Origin of the sequence: Streptosporangium sp. NPDC050855, assembly GCF_044456585.1 — a bacterium.
GTDB lineage: Bacteria > Actinomycetota > Actinomycetes > Streptosporangiales > Streptosporangiaceae > Streptosporangium > Streptosporangium longisporum.
In genome coordinates this window covers 260,874-280,934 of record NZ_JBITFY010000008.1, presented here as the reverse complement: position 1 = coordinate 280,934, position 20,061 = coordinate 260,874, and the positions used below count along the sequence as shown (strand labels likewise).

Sequence of the window (20,061 nt, the reverse complement as noted above, 5' to 3'; positions counted from 1 at the left end):
CGGGACGGCCGGAGCGGGGCCGGTGGCCGACCGGGTCAGCGTCAGGGGACTGCGGGCCCGCGGGCGGCACGGCGTGCTGGCGGCGGAACGGGAGCTCGGCCAGGAGTTCGTCGTCGACGTGACGCTCTTCCTCGACACGGCGCCCGCCGCGGCCACCGACGACCTCTCCAGGACCGTCCACTACGGCGAGCTCGCCGAGGAGCTGGTACGGGTCGTGGAGGGCGAGCCGGTCGACCTGATCGAGACCCTGGCGCAGCGGCTGGCCGACGTCTGCCTGGCCCGCGAGCCCGTCCTGGCGGCCGAGGTGAGCGTGCACAAGCCGTCCGCGCCGATCCCGCTGCCGTTCGACGACGTGGTCGTGACGATCACCCGGAGCCGGGCATGAGGGTGGTCCTGGCGCTCGGCAGCAACCTGGGCGACCGGTTCGCCACCCTGCGGGGCGCCGTCGACGCGCTCTTCGCCGGCCCGGACCTCACCTTCGTCGCGGTCTCACCGGTCTACGAGACCGACCCGGTCGGCGGCCCCGAACAGGGCGCCTACCTCAACGCGGTGGTGATCGCCGACAGCGGGCTGGAACCCCGGAGCCTGCTCGATCGTGCTCAGAGTGTGGAGAACGCCTTCGGCCGGGTCCGGGTGGAGCGCTGGGGAGCGCGCACCCTGGACGTCGATCTGATCACCGTGGGGGACGTCGTGATGGACGACCCCGACCTCACCCTGCCGCATCCCCGGGCGCACGAGCGCGCCTTCGTGCTGGTCCCGTGGGTACGGGCCGACCCCGGCGCCGTCCTGTCCGGGCGGCGGGTGGCCGACCTGCTGGCCGGCCTGGACCAGGCGTACGTACGGCCGCGCACCGACCTCGTCCTGGGCAGGCCCGTGTGAGGCCCACCCGTCCCGGCGTCCTCGCCGGGCTCGTCGCCGTGTTCGCGATCCTCACCTGGGCGCTCGTCAGGCGGTTCTACTCGGAGCTGCCGACCGTGCCGTGGACGGCGATCCCGACGGTGCTGCTGCTGGCGGTCGGGGAGTTCTACAGCGGGTGGATGACCAAGGCCAGGATCGGGCGCAGGCCCGGCACCGAGCCCGTCGAGCCCCTGGCCGTGGCCCGCCTGGCGGCGCTGGCCAAGGCGTCCGCGTACGGCGGGGCGGTCTTCGGGGGGATCTTCGCCGGGTTCGCCTTCTACACGGCCACGCTGCTGGACCAGGAGGTTCCCCGCCGGGACTTCTTCATCACCGGCGGGTCGACGCTGGCCTGCGTGCTGCTGGTCTGCGCGGCCCTGTACCTGGAGCACTGCTGCAAGGTGCCCAAGGACCCCTCCGACGACGAGCGCTGACGCGGGCACCGGGGCACGGGGGCACCGGGTCCCCCGCCCGCGACCGCCGGCGCGTCCCGGCGGGCCCGGTACGGGTGCCGGGAACCGGCCGCGGAGGCGACGGCGGGGCCGCTAGTGCCGTCTCGCGGCCCATCTGCGCCCGAAGAGCATGATGACCGGGAGCGTGCACACCAGCGCCCCGGCGACGGCCAGGGGCCGCTCCAGCCACCAGGACAGGTCGGGCCGGACCAGGGCGGCCGGCCTGCCGCCCGCCAGCCACCAGGTCAGCGCCACCCAGATCGCCATGCCCGTGGTGTGGAAGAGGAACAGCGGGAGCGCGAACCGGTTGACGGTCTCGTTCACGCCCTGCCACCGGGGGCGGGCGAGGAGGCGCTCCATGGACGGCCTCACCACCTCCACCAGGCCGATCTGGAAGATCAGCAGTGCCACGATGACGAACGTGGGCGGCGCCATGTTGGAGAGCTTGTCGCCGGGCACGCCCACCATCGAGCCCGGGTAGATCCCCGAGTAGACCAGGCCGAACAGGGAGAACAGCCCGGTCCACAGGATCGCCGCGTCGAAGCGTCGGGGCAGCGCCACCACCCGGTCGTAGAAGAACCCGGCCTGGTGGGCCAGCCCCCAGACGATGATCATGTTGAGCCAGCCCGCGGCCTCGTACCCGTAGCGCAGCCGCAGCACGTCGACGACGAGGGCCGCCCCCGCCAACCAGATCAGCGCCAGCACGTCGTAGCGCCGGTGCAGCCAGAGCGCGACCGGGAGCAGGGCGATCAGCACGAGGTAGACGCCGATGAACCAGAGCGGGCTGATGACGAGCAGCACCACGCGGTCCATCCAGCCGATGCCGAACGCCCACGTCACGAACGCGCCCAGCACGGCCCAGGTCCCGGCCAGCGCCAGTGCCGGGATCGCGAGGCTGCGGATGCGCCGCCACACGAAGGCGCCGATGCCGACCCCGCGCTCGCGGGCGCGGTTCCACGACAGCAGGTGGACGTGCCCGCCCACGTAGAAGAAGAGCGGCAGCACCTGCAGCAGCCAGGTCAGGATCCACAGGCCCGAGGTGAAGCCCAGCGGGCTCGTCGGCGAGGGGCCGTCCGGTCCCCACTCCAGGATGGTGAACGCCCAGTGCCAGACCACCACGACGACCAGGCTGACCGCGCGCAGCCAGTCGACGTACCGGTCCCGCCGCAGGGGGGGCCGGTCCTGCGGGGTGGCGGGGCCGGAGGCGCCCGCGGTGCCGGCGGGCATGTCCGCGGGAGAGCCGGAGGTGTCGGGGGAGCCGTGGGTGCCGGGGGAGTCCGGGGCGTCCGCGGGAGGGCCGGGGGTGTCCGAGGGGGAGCTCGTCCGCTCCCCGTCCCGGGCGGGTTCGATCATGTGTTCCGGGCCGTCCCTCACTTGTCGATGTCGCCGACGACGAAGAACATCGAGCCCAGGATGGCGACCATGTCGGGCACCAGATGACCCGGGAGCAGCTCGCGGAGCACCTGGACGTTGTTGAAGGAGGCCGAGCGGAGCTTCAACCGCCACGGCGTCTTCTCCCCGCGCGAGACCAGGTAGTAGCCGTTGACGCCGAGCGGGTTCTCCGTCCACGCGTAGGTGTGGCCCTCGGGGACCTTGAGCACCTTGGGCAGGCGCTGGTTGATCGGCCCCGGGGGCAGGTCGCGGAGCCGCTCGACGCAGGCGTCGGCCAGCTCCAGGGACACCTTCACCTGCTCCAGCAGCACCTCGAACCGGGCGTGGCAGTCCCCGGCCGAGCGAGTGACGACCTTCACCGGCAGCTCGCCGTAGGCGAGGTAGGGCTCGTCCCTGCGCAGGTCCATGTCGACGCCGGAGGCGCGGGCGATCGGGCCGCTCACGCCGTACTGCATGATCGTCTCTCGGTCCAGGACGCCCACCCCGCGGGTACGGGCGAGGAAGATCTCGTTCCCGGCGATCAGGTCCTCGATGTCGGGCAGTCTCCGGCGCACGTCGGCCACGGCCGTCGAGACCCGGCCCGTCCACCCCTCGGGCAGCTCCTCCTTGAGGCCCCCGACCCGGTTGAACATGTAGTGCATGCGCCCGCCGGAGATCTCCTCCATCACGGCCTGCAGGGTCTCGCGCTCCCGGAACGCGTAGAAGACCGGCGTGATCGCGCCGAGCTCCAGCGGGTAGGAGCCGAGGAACATCAGGTGGCTGAGCACCCGGTTGAGCTCGGCCAGCAGGGTGCGCGTCCAGACCGCCCTGACCGGCACCTCCATGCCGAGCATCCGCTCCACCGCGAGCACGACGCCCAGCTCGTTGGCGAACGCCGACAGCCAGTCGTGCCGGTTGGCCAGCACGATGATCTGCCGGTAGTCGCGCACCTCGAACAGCTTCTCCGCGCCCCGGTGCATGTAGCCCACGATCGGCTCGGCCGAGCCGATCCGCTCCCCGTCCAGGGTGAGCCGCAACCGCAGCACGCCGTGCGTGGAGGGGTGCTGCGGCCCGATGTTGAGGATCATGTCCTCGGTCGCGAGTTCCTTGCCGTGCGCGCCGCCCACGGCGGCGGCCCCCGCCCCCATCCCCACGCTCAGCTCACGGGGAGCGCCTTCGGCACGAGGTTCGGTCATGGGTCCATGCTGTCACGTCACGGGCGCGAGGCAAGATCCCGCAGGGCGCCGATCAGCCGGTCCACGTGCTCCTCGGTCGTGCCGATGCCGATGGAGGCGCGTACCGCCGAGGCGGTGACGTCGTCGCAGCCGCCGTCCTTGGCGCCCAGCAGGTGGCGGACGAAGGGGTGGGCGCAGAACTTGCCGTCGCGGACGCCGATGCCGTGGTCACCCGAGAGGGTCTCGGCGACCTCGCGGGCGGTGAGGCCGTCCACCACGAAGGAGACGATGCCGACGCGCGGGTGGTCCGGGCCCCACAGGGAGAGCTCGTGCACGCCGGGGATCGAGGCCAGGCCCGCGCGCAGCCGGGTGAGCAGGCGCTCCTCCTCGCGGATCAGCGGGGTCCAGCCGGTGGCGGACAGGGCGTCGCAGGCCGCGGCCAGGGCGACGGCGCCCAGCACGTTCGGGGTGCCGGCCTCGTGCCGGGCCTCGGGGTCGTCGTGCCACTCGGCCCCGTCGTCGGTGACGGCCCTCACCGCGCCACCGCCCCGCAGGTACGGCTCGGCGTCGGCCAGCCAGTCGGAGCGGCCGACCAGCGCGCCCGTGCCGAAGGGGGCGTAGAGCTTGTGGCCGGAGAAGACCACGTAGTCCAGGTCGAGCGCGGTCAGGTTGAGGCGGCGGTGCGGGACGAGCTGCGCGGCGTCGACCAGGATGCGCGCGCCGTAGCGGTGCGCGATGTGGGCCAGCGCGGCGATCGGCCAGAGCTCGCCGGTGACGTTGGAGGCGGCGGTCACCACCAGCAGCGCCGGGCCCTCGATCGAGGACAGGGCCTCGTCGGCGGCGCGGACGGCCTCGCCGGGGAACGCCGGCACCGGCAGCCGCACCGCGCGGTCCCAGGGCAGCAGCGAGGCGTGGTGCTCGGTGTCGAAGACCACCGCGGTGGTCCCCTCGGGCAGGCTCCGGGCCAGCAGGTTGGTCGCGTCGGTGGTGTTGCGGGTGAAGATCACCGAGTCGTGCGGGCGGGCTCCGACGAAGGCGCGCACCGTGTGCCGGGCCTGCTCGTAGCGGGCCGTGGTCAGCTGGGACGCGTACCCGGCGCCGCGGTGGACGCTGGAGTAGGCCGGGAGCGCGGCGGCGACGGCGGCGCTGACCGGCTCCAGACAGGGGGCGCTGGCGGCGTAGTCGAGGTTGGCGTAGCGGACGAGCCTGCCGCCCTTCACCGGGACCTCCAGGTCCGAGCCGAGCACGGCGGGGATCGGCCGTCCGCCGGTCGCGGTGGCCGGAGCCGCCGGGGTGGCGCCCGCGTGGGCCGTGGGGGCGTCCGTGGCGGAAGCGGTGGTGGAGGCGAAGATCGTCAGGGTGGACATGCCGGTGCTCCTTCGAGGTCATCGGACCTCGACCCATGAGACATAGGCACCCGAAGCCCGCGCTTGCCCGGCACACCTCGTGCCGGACCAGGTCCTCACCCGGGGCACCCCGCCGCGGACGCGAGGGTTGCCGGCCAGCGAGCCGGGGCTTGTCACTGGCACTCATGACCTACGGGGGAACTATAACCGACGGCCGCCGCCCTTTCGCAAGTCCGGGCACGCGCCGCGAGTCGGCACCTGGGGTGACTTTCGACACGGAAGGGCCCGCAAGGAACTCCTGGAGGCTCCCGGTCGTCCTGGGAGTCAGCCGAAGAACCGTTCTGGCCGCCGGCCGGCTCTGTTCCCCCGCGGGCCGACAAAGGAGGAAGCAATGGACTGGGTGACCAACCCGGAGATATGGATAGGGTTCTTCACCCTTGTCGCTCTGGAGATCGTGCTGGGGATCGACAACATCATCTTCATCTCGATCCTGGTGAGCAGGCTCCCTCCCGAGCAGCGGGACCGGGCGCGCAGGCTGGGTCTCCTCGTGGCCCTGCTCAGCCGCCTCGCCCTGCTGGTGGCGCTCGCGTGGGTGGTCAGGCTCACCGAGCCGTTCTTCGAGGTGTTCGGGCAGGGGATATCCGGGCGGGATCTGATCCTGATACTGGGCGGCCTGTTCCTGCTGGCCAAGAGCGTCCACGAGATGCACGGCAGCCTGGAGGGCGACTCAGGCCACGGCGGGGGCAGGATGGCCTCCTCCTACGCCTCCGTGATCATTCAGATCATGATCCTCGACATCGTCTTCTCGCTCGACTCGGTGATCACCGCGGTCGGCATGGTGGACGAGCTGGGCGTCATGATCGCGGCCGTCATCGTCGCGGTCCTGGTGATGCTGTTCGCCTCCGGTCCGATCAGCCGCTTCGTGGACCAGCACCCGAGCATCAAGATGCTCGCGCTGTCCTTCCTGGTGCTGATCGGCGTCGTGCTGATCGCCGAGGGCTTCGAGCAGCACATCCCCAAGGGCTACATCTACTTCGCGATGGCCTTCTCGCTGCTGGTGGAGCTGCTGAACATCCGGATGCGCCGCAAGACGGCACAGAAGCCGGTCGAGCTGCACTCCCGCTACCAGGCCGAGCCGGACGCCTCCTCGCGGGAGGGCGAGCCGGCCGTGTCCGGGACGCGGGGACACCCGGAGTCCGCGGCGGAGGCCGGTACGCATTCCGGAGCCGGGACGGGAACCGGGTCCGGGACCGTGACCGGAGCCGGGACCGGGACCGACGCGCGACCGGACGGGACGGATCGTCCCGCGTGAAGCCGGGCGGGCGGCCGGTGGACGGCCGCCCGGGTGAGCGCAGCCGGGTGAGCGGGGCGGGTGAGACCGGGCCGGTGGTATCGGGGGACCGGCCCGGTCTCCAGGTGGGGGATTACGATGCTCACGTGCGCTTTGATCCCTGGAATCCGGAATTCGTCGCCCACCCGTACGACGCCTACGACGAACTGCGACGGGAGCGGCCGGTCGATTTCTTCGAGCCGACCGGCCAGTGGCTCGTCGCCCGGCACGCCGACGTCAACGCGCTGCTGCGCGACCGCAGGCTCGGCCGCTCCTACCTGCACGTGGCCACCCACGCCGAGTTCGGCAGGCCGGACGACCCCGAGTTCCAGGACCCCTTCTGGCGGGTGATCAGAGCGGGCATGCTCGACGTCGAGCCGCCCGTGCACACCCGGCTCAGGCGGCTGGTGTCGAAGGCGTTCACGCCGCGCATGGTCGAGGCGCTCCGGCCCAAGGTCGCCCGGATGGCCGGACGGCTGGTCGACGACTTCGTCGAGCGCGGTGGCGGGGACCTGATCGCCGAGGTGGCCGAGCCGCTCCCGGTCGCCGTGATCGCCGAGATGCTCGGCGTGCCCGAGGCGGACCGGCACCTGCTCCGGCCCTGGTCGGCCCGGATCTGCGGCATGTACGAGCTGCGGCCGTCCGTCGAGGCCCAGCACGCGGCCGTACGGGCGGCCGAGGAGTTCTCCGCCTACCTCGTCGACCTGGCCCGCGCCCGGCGGGCCGACCCCGGTGACGACCTGATCAGCGCGCTCGCCCTGGTGGCCGACGAGGGCGACAGGCTCACCGAGGAGGAGCTGGTCGGCACCTGCGTGCTGCTGCTCAACGCCGGGCACGAGGCGACCGTCAACGTCACCGGCAACGGCTGGTGGGCGCTCTTCCGCAACCCGGCCGAGCTGGAGCGGCTCCGCGCCGATCCGGGGCTGCTGCCCACCGCGATCGAGGAGCTGATGCGCTGGGACACGCCGCTGCAGATGTTCGAGCGCTGGGTGCTGGAGGACGTCTCGGTGGGCGGGGTCGACATCCCCAGGGGTGCCGAGGTGGCCCTGCTGTTCGGCTCCGCCAACCGCGATCCCGAGGTCTTCGCCGACCCCGGCCGCCTCGACGTGGGCCGGGCCGACAACCCGCACATCTCCTTCGGCGCGGGCATCCACTTCTGCCTGGGCGCGCCGCTGGCCAGGATCGAGCTGATCGAGTCGTTCGGCACGCTGCTGCGCAGGGCACCGAGGATGGAGCCGGTCGCCGAACCCACCTGGGGGCCGGGCTACGTCATCCGGGGCCTGACCTCACTCGACGTACGGATCTGAACCGGTTTCGCGGTCGTACGCCGACGGGTTCGGAGGCCCCGGTGCTCACCGTCTCAGGCGTGGCGGGTCTGGGAGAGCCAGCCGAACCCGCCGAGCCCGCCGGGCGCGATGAGCTCGGCCTCCTCCGAGGACCTGGCGAGGGCCCGCAGGTAGCCGCGCGGGTCGCGGCCGGCCTGCTCGGCCGGTGGGCGCCGTCCGGTGACACCGAGGGCGCGCAGCGCCCGGCGCTGCGTGGTCAGCGCCGTGGTGACGGCCCCGGCGCTCTCGCCGGCGGCCGCGCAGGCGTCCAGCGCCACGTGGGCGGTGATGTCGCAGGACCCGTCGGGCACCGGCGCCACCGTCGACCCGTCGCGGTACCCGGCCAGCGTGCCGTAGGGCGGCCGGTCGTCCGCCGAGTGGGCGTAGTCGATCGCGATCGCCCGGCCACGGGCCAGGCGCACGATCACCGACGCCCAGGCCCGGTCGCGCGGCCTGCCGATCTCGGCCCGCTCACCGGTGACCCGCATCGGCCACCAGCGGTCCAGCCAGGCGAGATCGGCCTCGCCCGGCCTGCCGCCCAGCCGCTCCTCGCCGTCGATGACGTTGACCAGCACCAGCCGGGGCCCGGTGGCCGTCTGCTCGACGATGTCGACCGGGATGTTGTCCAGCCACTCGTTGGCGATCACCAGGCCGCAGATCCCGTCCGGCGCGGCCCTGGCCCAGACGATCTCCTCGGGCAGCGCCGGGGGGCGGGGCGCCAGCTCGACCGCGGTCACCCTCAGCCTCCGCCGCAGCGAGGCCGGGGCCGCGGCGAGCACGCCGGTCGCCAGAACGCCCTCGCCCGCGCCGATGTCGACCAGGTCGAGCGCCTCGGGGCCGCCGAGCTCCTCGTCGACCGCGACCAGCTCGCGCAGCACGGCCTCGGCGAACACCGGGGAGACGCCGACCGAGGTACGGAAGTGACCCGAGGGACGCTCCCGGAGGTAGAAACCGCTCTCGCCGTAGAGCGCATGCTCCATCGCGGCGCGCCAGGTGAGCCACACGTCCTCAGACGCTACCCGGCGGGGCGGGGGGACGAGATCGACTCGTGCCGACGATTGGAGTGAACACATGACCGCATTCTGTCACCGGCCCGCGTGGCGGCGGACGAGGCCGCGTCGGCGCGTCCCCGGTCGTCCGGTTCCCGTCACCGCGATACCTTCCGCGGGTCCCGGCGCCCCGCCGGAGATCCGGTTTGGCACTCTTGTGGGGGAACCTCGCCGCCGGGACCGAACGAGCGCCTTGAGGCGGTCACCACGGCACGGCCCGTTACGCTGGTCAATCGGGCACGGAGCCCCCACATGGTCGAAGGACGGGACGTCATGGACGCAGTCGATCGCCCGGCACGCCTGGCCGTCGGAGTGGTCGGAGCGGGCAGGGTCGGTTCGGCGCTCGGTGCCGCGCTGGTCAGGGCGGGGCACCGGGTCGTCGCGGCGAGCGGCGTCTCGGACGCCTCCAGGGAGCGGGCGGTCGAGCGGCTCGGGCTCGTCCCGGTCCGGCCCGAGGACGTGGTGGCCGGCGCTGACCTGGTCCTGCTGACGGTCCCCGACGACGTACTGCCCGACCTGGTCTCCGGCCTGGTGGGCACCGGCGCCGACCTGCGGGGCAAGCTGGTGGCCCACACCAGCGGCGCGTACGGGCTGGCGGTGCTGAACCCGGCGATCAAGGCCGGGGCGCTGCCGCTGGCGCTGCACCCGGTGATGACCTTCACCGGCCGCGACGACGACCTGCGCCGCCTGACCGGCATCTCCTACGGGGTGACCGCGCCCGACCCGCTCCGCGCGGTGGCCGAGGCCCTGGTCATCGAGATGGAGGGCGAGCCGGTCTGGATCGCCGACGAGGACCGGCCGCTGTACCACGCGGCCCTGGCCGGGGCGGCCAACCACATGGTGACGCTCATCGCGGAGTCCTCCGAACTGCTGGGACGGATCGGCGTGGAGCAGCCGGGCCGGATGCTCGGCCCGCTGCTCGGCGCGGCCCTGGAGAACGTGCTGAGGCTCGGCATCGCCGGGCTGACCGGGCCGGTGGTGCGCGGCGACGCCGGGACCGTCCGCAGGCACGTGGACGCGCTGATCCTCGCCGCCCCCGAGGCGGCGGACGCCTACGTGGCGCTGGCCAGGCTCACCGCCGACCGGGCCCTGGCGGCCGGGCTGCTCAAGCCCGAGGCCGCCGAGCGCCTGCTGGACGCGCTGGGCGGCAACACGTGGACCTGACATGGACCTGAGGCCCGCGAGCGGCCGTTTCGCAGACGTCACCCCCCCTCCGGCCAGGGAGCCGGAGCGTCACCCCCGGAGGTCGCAGTGATCGTGGTGGAGGACCGCGCAGGACTGGTCAAGGCGCGCGAGACCCTGGGGATCGGCGCGGGCGCCCTCTCCGGCGCGGGCACGCTGGCGCTCGTGCCCACCATGGGCGCGCTGCACGAGGGGCACCGCTCCCTCGTCCGGCTGGCGCGCGAGCGGGCGGACCAGGTGGCGGTGAGCATCTTCGTGAACCCGCTCCAGTTCGGTCCCGCCGAGGACTTCTCCCGCTATCCCCGTACGTTCGAGGCCGACCTGGAGATCTGCAGGGCCGAGGGGGTGGGGATCGTCTTCGCCCCCTCCGCCGAGGAGATGTACCCGCCCGGCAGGCAGGTCGGCGTCTCCGCGGGGGCGATGGGGTCGATCGTCGAGGGGGAGTTCCGGCCCGGCCACCTCGACGGGGTGCTGACCGTGGTGCTGAAGCTGTTCAACCTGGTCCGGCCGGACGTGGCGGTGTTCGGGCAGAAGGACGCCCAGCAGCTCGCGATGATCCGCCGGATGGTCGCCGACCTGAACGTGCCGGTCACCGTCGTGGGGGCGCCCACGGTCCGCGAGCCGGACGGGCTGGCGCTGTCCAGCCGCAACCGCTACCTGTCGCCGCGGGACCGCCAGGTGGCGCTGGCCCTGTCCAGGGCGCTGGCCGAGGGGTCGGCGGAGCGTACGGCGCCGCGGGTCCGCGGTGCCGCCCGCGCGGTGCTGGACGCCGAGCCGTCGCTGGCCCTGGACTACCTGGTCCTGGTCGATCCGGCGACGTTCGCGGAGGTCGGCGACGACCACGCGGGCGAGGCGATCCTGGCGGTGGCGGCACGGGTGGGGTCCACCAGGCTGATCGACAACGTCACGCTCACCCTGGGCTGACCGGGGCGCCCGCGGCCGGGGCGGTCTCGTGGTCCCCGGGGCGGGGCCGGCCGCGCGATGCCCGCGGCCGGGGCGGGTCTCATGATCCAGGGAACATGATCCCGGGGTCGGGGCCGACGGGGCGGTGACCGTGGCCGGGACCGGCCAGGGCGCGCCCGGGATCGGCGCCGGCCGCGCGATGCCCACCCCGGGGTGAGGCCGCCCCGGACCCCACGTTATCGTCAGAGTGACGAAATGAACGGCCTCTATGAACCCCCGCGAGGAGGCGGCAATGAGCATCCCGGCCATCCCCCAGAGGTTGACCGCGCCCGCTCCGGGCTGGACGGTCCAGGCGGACGTGGTCGTGGTGGGCTCCGGCATCGCGGGTCTCACCCTGGCTTTGCGCTACGCCGGCCTGGCCCCCGGGGCGAAGGTCCTGGTCGTCACCAAGGACGTCCTGTCGTCCGGTTCCACCCGCTGGGCCCAGGGCGGCATCGCCGCCGTGCTCGACCCCGCCGACACCCCGGCCGAGCACCTGTCCGACACGCTCGTCGCCGGGGTGGGCCTCTGCGACGAGGAGGCCGTACGGGTCCTGGTGACCGAGGGGCCGGACGCGCTGCGCGACCTGATCGCGACGGGCGCCCGGTTCGACACCGACGCCTCCGGCGCGCTCCAGCTCACCCGGGAGGGCGGCCACCGGCGCGACCGCATCGTGCACGCGGGCGGCGACGCCACCGGCGCCGAGGTGCAGAGGGCGCTGGTGCAGGCCGTCGGAGAGTCGGGGATCGAGGTGATCGAGCACGCGCTCGTCCTCGACCTCCTCAAGGACGCGCGCGGCCACGCCGCAGGGGTGACCCTGCACGTCATGGGCGAGGGAGAGCGCGACGGGGTGGGCGCGGTCACCGCCGGGGCCGTGGTGCTGGCCACCGGCGGCATGGGGCAGGTCTACGCCGCCACCACCAACCCGGTCGTCTCCACCGGGGACGGGGTGGCGCTCGCGCTGCGCGCCGGTGCCGTGGTCAGGGACCTGGAGTTCGTCCAGTTCCACCCCACCGTGCTCTGGCTCGGCGAGGACTCCACCGGCCAGCAGCCGCTGATCTCCGAGGCGGTCAGGGGCGAGGGCGCGGTGCTGGTCGACGCCGACGGCGTCCGGTTCATGCGGGACGTCCACGAGCTGGCCGATCTCGCCCCCCGCGACGTGGTGGCCAAGGCGATCATGCGGCGGATGCGCGCCACCGGCGCCGACCACGTGTACCTCGACGCCCGCCACTTCGGCGAGGAGAAGTGGCGCACCCGCTTCCCGACGATCCACGCGGTCTGCCGGGAGCACGGCATCGACCCGGTCACCGGCCTCGTCCCGGTCGCCCCCGCCGCCCACTACGCCAGCGGCGGCGTCCGTACCGACCTGCACGGCCGCACCAGCGTCCCCGGCCTGTACGCGTGCGGCGAGGTCGCGTGCACCGGCGTGCACGGCGCCAACCGGCTGGCCTCCAACTCCCTGCTGGAGGGGCTGGTCTTCGCCGCGCGGATCGCCGCCGACGTCCACGCCGCGGCGACCGGCCGCGGCCCGTCCGCCGCGGCCACCGCGGCCACCGCGAAGGCCACGGCCGCCGCGTCGCCTGGAAGGGGCGCGGACCCCATGGACGCCGCGCCCGCCGCGCCCGCCGTGGACGCCGAGGGCTCCAGGAACGCCGTGGACGCTGTGGCGGGCGTGCCGGTCCCCGACGACCGCCCCTTCGGCCTGATCGACCCCAGGGCCCGTACCAGGATCCAGGGGCACATGAGCCGGGGGGCGAGCGTGCTGCGCAGCCGGGAGTCCCTGGGAGAGGTCGCCAGGGCCCTGCTGAACGTCCGGTGGACCCCGGTGGCGGTCGGGCCGTGCACCGAGTCGTGGGAGACCACCAACCTGCTGACGGTCGCCTCCGTACTGGTGGAGGCGGCCCGGCACCGCCAGGAGACCCGGGGGTCGCACTGGCGCGAGGACTTTTCCGAACGTGACGACGCCGAATGGCTGGGCCACCTCGACGTGACCCTGACAGCGGAGGGACCGAGCATGACGTACGTACCCCACGGGCGGCGCGAGACGACGCTGCCGGCCAGGGTGGAGGCCGACCTCGCCGAGGCGGGGCTGGACCCGTCGGCGGTGACCGCCCTCCTGGAGACCGCCGAGGCCGAGGACGTGCGGCAGGGCGGTGACGTCACCAGCCTGGCCACCATCCCCGCCGACCGTACCGACACCGCCGACGTGGTGGCCCGCGCGGGCGGCGTGGTGGCCGGGCTGGCCGTGGCCGAGGCGGCCTTCTGTCACCTCAGCCGGGGCCGCCTGACGGCCGAGCGCAGGATCAAGGACGGCGAGAGCGTCACCGCGGGCGACGTGCTGATGACCGTCACCGGCCCCACCCGGGACCTGCTGACCGCCGAGCGCACCGCGCTCAACCTGCTCACCCACCTGTCCGGCGTGGCGACCCTGACCGGACGCTGGGTCCGCGCCGTCGAGGGGACCGGGGCCGCGATCAGGGACAGCCGCAAGACGCTGCCCGGCCTGCGCGCCCTGGAGAAGTACGCGGTGCGGTGCGGCGGAGGGGTCAATCACCGCATGTCCCTTTCGGACGCGGCGCTGATCAAGGACAATCACGTGGTGGCCGCGGGCGGGGTCGCCGAGGCGTTCCGGGCGGTCCGTGACGCCTGCCCCGGCCTGCCGATCGAGGTCGAGGTCGACCGGATCGACCAGATCGAGCCCGTGCTGGCCGAGGGAGCCGAGGAGATCCTGTTGGACAACTTCACCGTCGAGGAGCTGGCGCGGGCCGTGCGGCTGGTGGACGGCAGGGCGCGGCTGGAGTCCAGCGGCGGGCTGACCCTGCAAACGGCTCGTGATGTGGCCGAGACGGGTGTTGACTACCTTGCCGTGGGCGCGCTCACGCACTCGGCGCCGGCACTGGACATCGCCTTGGACCTTCGGGGGAATTGATGCTGCTCGCCATCGACGTCGGCAACACGCACACCGTTCTCGGCCTCTTCGAGGGCGAGGACGTCATCGAGCACTGGCGGATCGCCACGGACGCCCGGCGCACGGCGGACGAGATCGCCGTCGTGCTGCAGGGACTGCTCGGGCAGTCGCCGCTGCTCAAGGGCGCCGACGTCAACGGCATCGCGATCTGCTCGACCGTCCCCTCGGTCCTGAACGAGATGCGCGAGATGTGCCGCCGCTACTACGGGGACGTGAACGCGGTCATCGTGGAGCCAGGCGTCCGCACCGGGGTCCCGGTCCGGATGGACAACCCCAAGGAGGTCGGCAGCGACCGCATCGTCAACGCGCTGGCGGCCATCCAGCTCTACGGCGGGCCGTGCGTGATCGTCGACTTCGGGACCGCCACCTCCTTCGACGCGGTCTCGGCCAAGGGCGAGTACGTGGGCGCGGTGACCGCCCCCGGCATCGAGATCTCGGTGGACGCGCTGGCCGCGGCCGGGGCGCAGCTGCACAAGGTGGAGCTGATCCGCCCCAGGTCGGTGATCGCCAAGAACACCGTGGAGGCGCTCCAGGCGGGCATCATCTACGGCTTCGCCGGGCAGGTGGACGGGATCGTCGAGCGGATGGCGGCCGAGCTGGCCGACGACCCCGACGAGGTCACGGTGGTGGCCACCGGCAGCGCGGCGCCGCTCGTGGTGAGCGAGGCGCGCTCGATCGACATGCACGAGCCGTGGCTCACGCTGATCGGCCTGCGCCTGATCTACCACCGCAACACCGCCTGAGCCGTCCCGCGGGCCCGCCCGGAGGGCGCGACCCGGGCGGGCGGCGGGCACGGTGGGTGACCTCGCGGGGTTCGCCGCATCGGTACCCTTTGGAACTGTGACCGATGACGTGACCAACCCCGCCGAGGACCTGCCCGAGCAGATGCGCGTGCGCCGGGAGAAGTTCGACCGCCTCCGCTCCGAGGGCGTCGACCCCTATCCGGTGAACTTCCCGCGTACCGCGACCAACGCCGAGATCCGCGGCAAATACGCCGATCTCTCCGCTGACACCGCGACGGGCGACAGGGTGGGCGTCACCGGGCGGGTGATGCTGTCCCGGACCGGCGGCAAGCTCTGCTTCGCCACCCTGCGGGACGGCTCCGGCGACCTCCAGGTCATGATCTCCCTGGACCGGGTGGGCGAGGAGTCGCTGGCCGCGTGGAAGCGCGACGTCGACCTCGGCGACCACGTGGGCGTCGAGGGCGAGGTCATCACCTCGCGCAGGGGCGAGCTGTCCATCCTCGCCGACCGCTGGGTGATCACCTCCAAGTGCCTGAGGCCGCTGCCGGAGAAGCACGCGGGCCTGACCGACCCGGAGGCGCGGGTCCGCCAGCGCTACGTCGACCTCATCGTCAACGACGAGGCCAGGAAGCTGGCGCACACCCGCAGCGCCGTGGTGCGGTCGGTCCGCGACTTCTGGCACGAGGAGGGCTACCTGGAGGTCGAGACGCCGATGCTCCAGCCGATCCACGGCGGAGCCACGGCCCGGCCCTTCAAGACCCACATCAACGCCTACGACATGGAGCTCTACCTCCGCATCGCGATCGAGCTCTACCTCAAGCGGCTCGTGGTCGGCGGGATCGAGAAGGTCTTCGAGATCAACCGCAACTTCCGCAACGAGGGCGCGGACTCCACCCACAACCCCGAGTTCACCATGCTCGAGGCGTACGGGACCTATCTCGACTACAACGACATCGCGGACCTGACCCAGCGGATGATCCAGAAGGCGGTGGTGGCCGCGCTGGGTCACTCCGTGGTCGTCCACGACGGTCAGGAGATCGATCTGGGCCTGGCCAAGTGGCCGCGGATCACCCTCTACGGGTCGGTCTCCGAGGCGCTGGGCGAGGAGGTCACGACCGCGACGCCGCTGGAGCGCGTCCGCGCCCTCGCGGACGCGCGGGAGATCCACTGGGACGCCGCGTGGGGTCAGGGCAAGCTCGTCCAGGAGATCTTCGAGGCTCTCGTCGAGCACACGCTCGTCCAGCCCACGTTCGTCATGGACTATCCCCTGGAGACCTCCCCGCTGGCCCGCAACCACCGCGACAACCCGCTCCTCACCGAGAAGTGGGACCTGATCGGGTTCGGCACCGAGCTCGGCACCGGCTACTCGGAGCTGAACGATCCGATCGAGCAGCGCCGTCGTCTCACCGAGCAGTCCCTGCTCGCCGCGGGCGGCGACGTCGAGGCGATGCAGCTTGACGAGGACTTCCTCACCGCCCTGGAATATGGCATGCCGCCCACCGGTGGCATGGGGCTGGGCATCGACCGCCTCATCATGGCCTTCACCGGCAGGAACATCCGCGAGACCATCCTGTTCCCGCTGGTCAAGCCGTCGGGCCGGGCCTGACCGACGCGCGGCCACCGGGTCACGCGAGACGACGTCCCCGCCGGGCGGTGGTACCGGGCCCGACCACGGCCGGGTCCGGTACCACCGCCCGGAGCACGATCATGTCCCCGGCCGGGCGCTGTGCCGCGCCCGGGCGGAAGCGCGCCTTCGGGCCCTCGGACGGCACCCAAGGCACCCACGGCATCCCCGGCGCCACGGCGCCCCGGGCCTCCCGTCGATCATCCGGGCTCCAGGGGTGCGGAACGGGGCGACACGGCCCGGACGGCGACCCACCGGCCGGGCGTCGCGCATCGGCGGCGGCCACGCTCCCGCGGCCGGAGGTGTGCCCGTAAGGCGCGGGGGAGCCGGGAGCGGAAGGGCAGGATCCCGGCCCCCGGAAACGGCGGTGCTCGCGTCCCTTCGTGCCATGCGGACGAGTTTCCGCATGGTGTAGAAACTCCCTTTCCAGCACGCCCGATATTACGGCATGCGGATGGCCGTGCATGAAACTCCGCAAATGCCGCAAAGAGCCGAGGTGGCCCACCATTTCATGGTTTTTACGTCACGCCGTCAAGGCGGCGAGGGACGTGACCACCGCCGCACCGGCGGAACAGGGGCCGATTTCCCGAAAAATACGGGCCTGTACGCGCGTCGCGAACCCGGCGTCCGGAGGGCCGCAGGACCTGCCGATCCGGCAAAATCTTGTTCTGTGAAGATGCCGGTCGCCGCAGCCAGGGGACGGTTACGGGTCCACGCCCGAGGCAGATCATGACTTAACCGCAAAGGCGCTGACATATCATGAGTACTTCACGTATGGCCTGCTATGTCAATAGTGCGGCAACGCCATGAAGGGCGGAACTTGACGACCTTTGAACAAGGCGTTTACCGTTCCTGGCGGGCGGTATTCATTCATGGTGCCTTAGGCCCGGTTTCCAGAGTGGGGGGAGTGACTCTTGATGGCATATCCGGAAGTGGATTCGCGCCATGGCGACAGCCCCCTGGGCATGGGCGATATCGGTCTCAGCGCCGACGACCTCGTGCTGCTGGCTGAGCTCGCCAAGGGCGTCACCGTCGACAGGGTGGGCCGCAGGCTCGACATCAGCGGCCGGACCGTCAGGCGCAGGCTCAGGGGCATCTGCGACCGCATCGGCGTCGCCACGGCGATCGAGGCCGTGGCCTGGGCGGCCCGCCGCCGCCTGATCTAGCCGGCCGCCGCCCGGATTCAGCCGCCCGCTCCGTCCGTCCTCGGCCGAGGCTCGATCCCGCGCCGGGTGGGCGCGGGACGCGTCGAACGGGTGGTGGCGGTCAGCCGGCGATGCGCACGCCTCCCACGAAGGGCCGGTTGTCGATCGTGGTGATGTGGATGACGTCACCGGTCCGGGGGGCGTGGACCATCAGGCCCGCGCCGATGTAGATCCCGACGTGGTGCAGGTCGCTGTAGAAGAAGACGAGATCGCCCGGGCGCAGCTCGCTCCGGGAGACGCGCGTGCCCGCGGTCCACTGGTCCCCGGTGTAGTGCGGCAGGCTGATCCCGACCTTCTGGTAGGCCCACATGACCAGCCCGGAGCAGTCGAAGGAGTCGGGCCCCTCGGCGCCCCAGACGTACGGCTTGAGCTGCTGGGTCAGCGCCCAGCGGGCGGCCTCGGCCCCCTTGCCGCTGCCCACGATGGGCGCGTCGACCTTCACCCGGGCGCCACGGTTGCCGATGGCCTGGGCGCGTACCTCCTTGAACAGGTCGCTCTCCACCCGCGCGACCAGCCGCTCGATCTTGGCGCGCTTGGCGCCGATCTCCGTCAGCAGCTTCTTGACCTCGGAGGTCCTGGCCTTGGCACCGGCCTGCGCCCGCTCCGCGGCCTCGATCGCCCGGCCCACCTGGGCGACCTCCTCGCTCTGCTGCTGCTGCAGGGCGTAGCTGGTGGTGGCCTGGTCGAGGAAGTTGTCGGGGTCGGACGTCTGGGTGAGGGTGAGCCCGGCGTTCAGGCCGCCCGACATGTAGCTGCTCTGTGCCAGCAGGGCGGCCTTGGTCCGCCGCGCCGCCAGCTCGGACTCGCTGGTGGCCAGGGTCTTCTTGGCGCTCTCCGCGGCACGCTGCGCCTGCTTGAGCTTGACCCGCTCGCCGTTGTACTGCTCGGCGAGCGTCTCGATCTCGTTGTGCAGCTTCTCGGCCTGCGCGGCCAGTTGCTTGAGGCTGGGCTCGGGGTCGGCGGAGGCCGCGACCAGCGGGGTGCCCAGGGTGAGGGTGGCGAACGCCAGGCCGATCACCACCATGCGGTGGCGGAGCCCTCGCGGCGCGCGTCGTGGACGGTGGGCGTCGCCACCCGCCTGGTCTCCTCCGCGGTCGCGCGTGCGCTTCACCAATGGACTCCTCTCCTCGGCCGCCTACCGGGTTAGCTGACGGGTTCGGGCCGGAGGGCAGCCCTACCGGGTGCGCCGGTGGCACTCGGATTCACCCCGGGGGACTCGGGTGGGTCCCCGGTTCTCCCTGCGGGAGATTCGGCGGGTCAGGCTTTTCACATCTCTGACATCGAGGACGGAGATTAGTCCACCCTTGGTTCCTGCTCAACCAGAACTTCGAATTCAGTAGAGGTTTCGCAACTGAAATGTCACGGACGGATCACATCTCAAAATGATCACTGAGGCCTTTACGGGCCCTTTGCCCAGGGGTTCATCGGGCCCGAGGGGGTCCGCCCAGCTCCGGGACCGTACCGAAGATGAAATGCGACACACTTCGACTCCCGATGCCCAGCGTGGTAATGGGACTACCAAGGGTCACGAGAGGGGGGGTGGTGCGCGAGTTAGGGGTGAGCCGTAATGGGGGGACGGCGAGGACGTACGCTGATCGGTCATGGAGCAGGTTGCGGAACAGTCTCCGGCGCCGGTCGTGCGCGCCCCCGCCGAGGCAGGAAGCGGTGGTGAATCCCGGACCGGCACGGAGCGGGAGGGGCCGCCGGGGGCGGCCGGCGTCACCGTCCGGCGTGCCCGCACCCCGGACGTCCGCGCCATCCGGCGCCTGGTCGACACCTACGGCGGCGCGGGACCGCGCCTGCTGGAGAAGGCCACCGTCACCCTGTACGAGGACGTCCAGGAGTTCTGGGTCGCCACCGACGAGCACGGGGAGGTGGTCGGCTGCGGGGCGCTGCACGTCCTGTGGGAGGACCTGGCCGAGATCCGCACCGTCGCCGTCGACCCCGCCCGCCGGGGGGCGGGGATCGGTCACCGCATCGTCTCCGCGCTGCTGCGCACCGCCGTCGAACTCGGCCTGCGCCGCGTCTTCTGCCTGACCTTCGAGGTGGACTTCTTCGCCCGGCACGGGTTCCTGGAGATCCAGGGCACCCCCGTCGCCCCGGAGGTGTACGCCGAACTTCTCGCCTCCTACGACGAGGGCGTCGCGGAGTTCCTGGATCTGGAGCACGTCAAGCCCAACACCCTGGGCAATACGCGGATGCTGCTGCATCTGACACGTGAGCCCGACGTGAGTGACTTTAGAGCTGACACAACGGAAAGGTGACTGTTGTTGCCTATGTCGATACCTTGTGCTGCAGCAAGCATGTGAGTCTGACATCTGCCACATGCGCAGTCTAAGTGAGGTGACGCGGTGAGCACCGGACAGCCGCCGTATCCACAGGATGATCCCGACCGCGATCGCACACCGTCGGGGCAGCCTGAATACGGACAGCACAACGCGGGTCGAGCCGCTGG

General features: G+C 72.2%; 17 protein-coding genes and 2 riboswitches. Of the genes, 12 read left to right on the top strand and 5 right to left on the bottom strand.

What is annotated here, in order from left to right; translation table 11 throughout:
• The first annotated feature begins 22 nt into the window (after positions 1 to 22).
• The 3 genes from folB to ACIBCT_RS18430 are packed head-to-tail and all read left to right on the top strand — an operon-like array spanning position 23 to position 1,328.
• Positions 23 to 385 carry a dihydroneopterin aldolase gene (gene folB / locus ACIBCT_RS18440; protein ID WP_399190039.1) on the top strand — a complete coding sequence of 121 codons (363 nt, stop codon included), beginning with the start codon at positions 23 to 25 and terminating at the stop codon, positions 383 to 385.
• Positions 382 to 879: a 2-amino-4-hydroxy-6-hydroxymethyldihydropteridine diphosphokinase gene (gene folK / locus ACIBCT_RS18435; protein WP_399189935.1), complete on the top strand. Its 498-nt coding sequence runs from the start codon at positions 382 to 384 to the stop codon at positions 877 to 879. Before folB ends, folK begins: the two co-directional genes overlap by 4 nt.
• The gene (locus ACIBCT_RS18430; protein ID WP_399189933.1) at positions 876 to 1,328 is read left to right on the top strand and encodes a DUF3180 domain-containing protein; all 453 of its coding nucleotides are present in this window, start codon (positions 876 to 878) and stop codon (positions 1,326 to 1,328) included. The genes folK and ACIBCT_RS18430 overlap by 4 nt, the downstream gene beginning before the upstream one ends.
• Before the next feature lie 111 nt (positions 1,329 to 1,439).
• Here ACIBCT_RS18430 and ACIBCT_RS18425 read toward each other — a convergent pair whose 3' ends face one another.
• The 3 genes from ACIBCT_RS18425 to ACIBCT_RS18415 are packed head-to-tail and all read right to left on the bottom strand — an operon-like array spanning position 1,440 to position 5,259.
• Entirely contained in the window at positions 1,440 to 2,699 is a 1,260-nt protein-coding gene (locus ACIBCT_RS18425; RefSeq protein WP_399189931.1) for an acyltransferase family protein, read from the bottom strand.
• A 17-nt stretch (positions 2,700 to 2,716) separates the two neighbouring features.
• Complete coding sequence (locus ACIBCT_RS18420; RefSeq protein ID WP_399189929.1) at positions 2,717 to 3,913, bottom strand: NADH-quinone oxidoreductase subunit D; 1,197 nt, start codon at positions 3,911 to 3,913, stop codon at positions 2,717 to 2,719.
• Positions 3,914 to 3,930: 17 nt separating this feature from the next.
• Entirely contained in the window at positions 3,931 to 5,259 is a 1,329-nt protein-coding gene (locus ACIBCT_RS18415) for an aminotransferase class V-fold PLP-dependent enzyme (RefSeq protein ID WP_399189927.1), read from the bottom strand.
• Between the two features lie 54 nt (positions 5,260 to 5,313).
• Positions 5,314 to 5,429: riboswitch (SAM riboswitch) on the bottom strand.
• Between the two features lie 200 nt (positions 5,430 to 5,629).
• Between ACIBCT_RS18415 and ACIBCT_RS18410 the strand changes: the two genes are divergently transcribed.
• Positions 5,630 to 6,550: a TerC family protein gene (locus ACIBCT_RS18410; RefSeq protein ID WP_399189925.1), complete on the top strand. Its 921-nt coding sequence runs from the start codon at positions 5,630 to 5,632 to the stop codon at positions 6,548 to 6,550.
• A 125-nt stretch (positions 6,551 to 6,675) separates the two neighbouring features.
• Positions 6,676 to 7,875 (top strand): cytochrome P450, encoded by a 1,200-nt coding sequence (locus ACIBCT_RS18405; RefSeq protein ID WP_399189923.1) that lies wholly within the window; start codon positions 6,676 to 6,678, stop codon positions 7,873 to 7,875.
• A gap of 53 nt (positions 7,876 to 7,928) precedes the next feature.
• Here the strand turns inward: ACIBCT_RS18405 and ACIBCT_RS18400 are convergent, their stop codons facing one another.
• Entirely contained in the window at positions 7,929 to 8,897 is a 969-nt protein-coding gene (locus ACIBCT_RS18400; protein ID WP_399189921.1) for an SAM-dependent methyltransferase, read from the bottom strand.
• Positions 8,898 to 9,215: 318 nt separating this feature from the next.
• Here ACIBCT_RS18400 and ACIBCT_RS18395 point away from each other — a divergent pair, with 318 nt between their 5' ends.
• The 6 genes from ACIBCT_RS18395 to ACIBCT_RS18370 all read left to right on the top strand — a co-directional run bounded on the left by ACIBCT_RS18395 (position 9,216) and on the right by ACIBCT_RS18370 (position 17,567).
• On the top strand, positions 9,216 to 10,106 hold the full coding sequence (locus ACIBCT_RS18395; RefSeq protein ID WP_344892961.1) for a DUF2520 domain-containing protein: 891 nt from the start codon (positions 9,216 to 9,218) through the stop codon (positions 10,104 to 10,106).
• Positions 10,107 to 10,199: 93 nt separating this feature from the next.
• Positions 10,200 to 11,048 carry a pantoate--beta-alanine ligase gene (gene panC / locus ACIBCT_RS18390; RefSeq protein WP_399190037.1) on the top strand — a complete coding sequence of 283 codons (849 nt, stop codon included), beginning with the start codon at positions 10,200 to 10,202 and terminating at the stop codon, positions 11,046 to 11,048.
• 271 nt (positions 11,049 to 11,319) lie between these two features.
• On the top strand, positions 11,320 to 13,995 hold the full coding sequence (locus ACIBCT_RS18385) for an L-aspartate oxidase (RefSeq protein ID WP_399189919.1): 2,676 nt from the start codon (positions 11,320 to 11,322) through the stop codon (positions 13,993 to 13,995).
• Entirely contained in the window at positions 13,995 to 14,777 is a 783-nt protein-coding gene (locus tag ACIBCT_RS18380; RefSeq protein ID WP_399189917.1) for a type III pantothenate kinase, read from the top strand. Before ACIBCT_RS18385 ends, ACIBCT_RS18380 begins: the two co-directional genes overlap by 1 nt.
• A 97-nt stretch (positions 14,778 to 14,874) precedes the next feature.
• Complete coding sequence (lysX, locus tag ACIBCT_RS18375; RefSeq protein ID WP_399189915.1) at positions 14,875 to 16,383, top strand: bifunctional lysylphosphatidylglycerol synthetase/lysine--tRNA ligase LysX; 1,509 nt, start codon at positions 14,875 to 14,877, stop codon at positions 16,381 to 16,383.
• Between the two features lie 983 nt (positions 16,384 to 17,366).
• Entirely contained in the window at positions 17,367 to 17,567 is a 201-nt protein-coding gene (locus ACIBCT_RS18370; protein ID WP_344892971.1) for a LuxR C-terminal-related transcriptional regulator, read from the top strand.
• Between the two features lie 100 nt (positions 17,568 to 17,667).
• On the opposite strand, the gene ACIBCT_RS18365 is transcribed toward ACIBCT_RS18370, so the two are convergent.
• Positions 17,668 to 18,717 (bottom strand): NlpC/P60 family protein, encoded by a 1,050-nt coding sequence (locus ACIBCT_RS18365; protein WP_399189913.1) that lies wholly within the window; start codon positions 18,715 to 18,717, stop codon positions 17,668 to 17,670.
• 5 nt (positions 18,718 to 18,722) lie between these two features.
• A riboswitch (cyclic di-AMP (ydaO/yuaA leader) is annotated at positions 18,723 to 18,871 on the bottom strand.
• A 336-nt stretch (positions 18,872 to 19,207) separates the two neighbouring features.
• On the opposite strand from ACIBCT_RS18365, the gene ACIBCT_RS18360 reads away from it, so the two are divergent.
• Positions 19,208 to 19,870, top strand: coding sequence for an amino-acid N-acetyltransferase (locus ACIBCT_RS18360; protein ID WP_399189911.1), 663 nt, complete (start codon positions 19,208 to 19,210; stop codon positions 19,868 to 19,870).
• Positions 19,871 to 20,061: the final 191 nt, after the last annotated feature.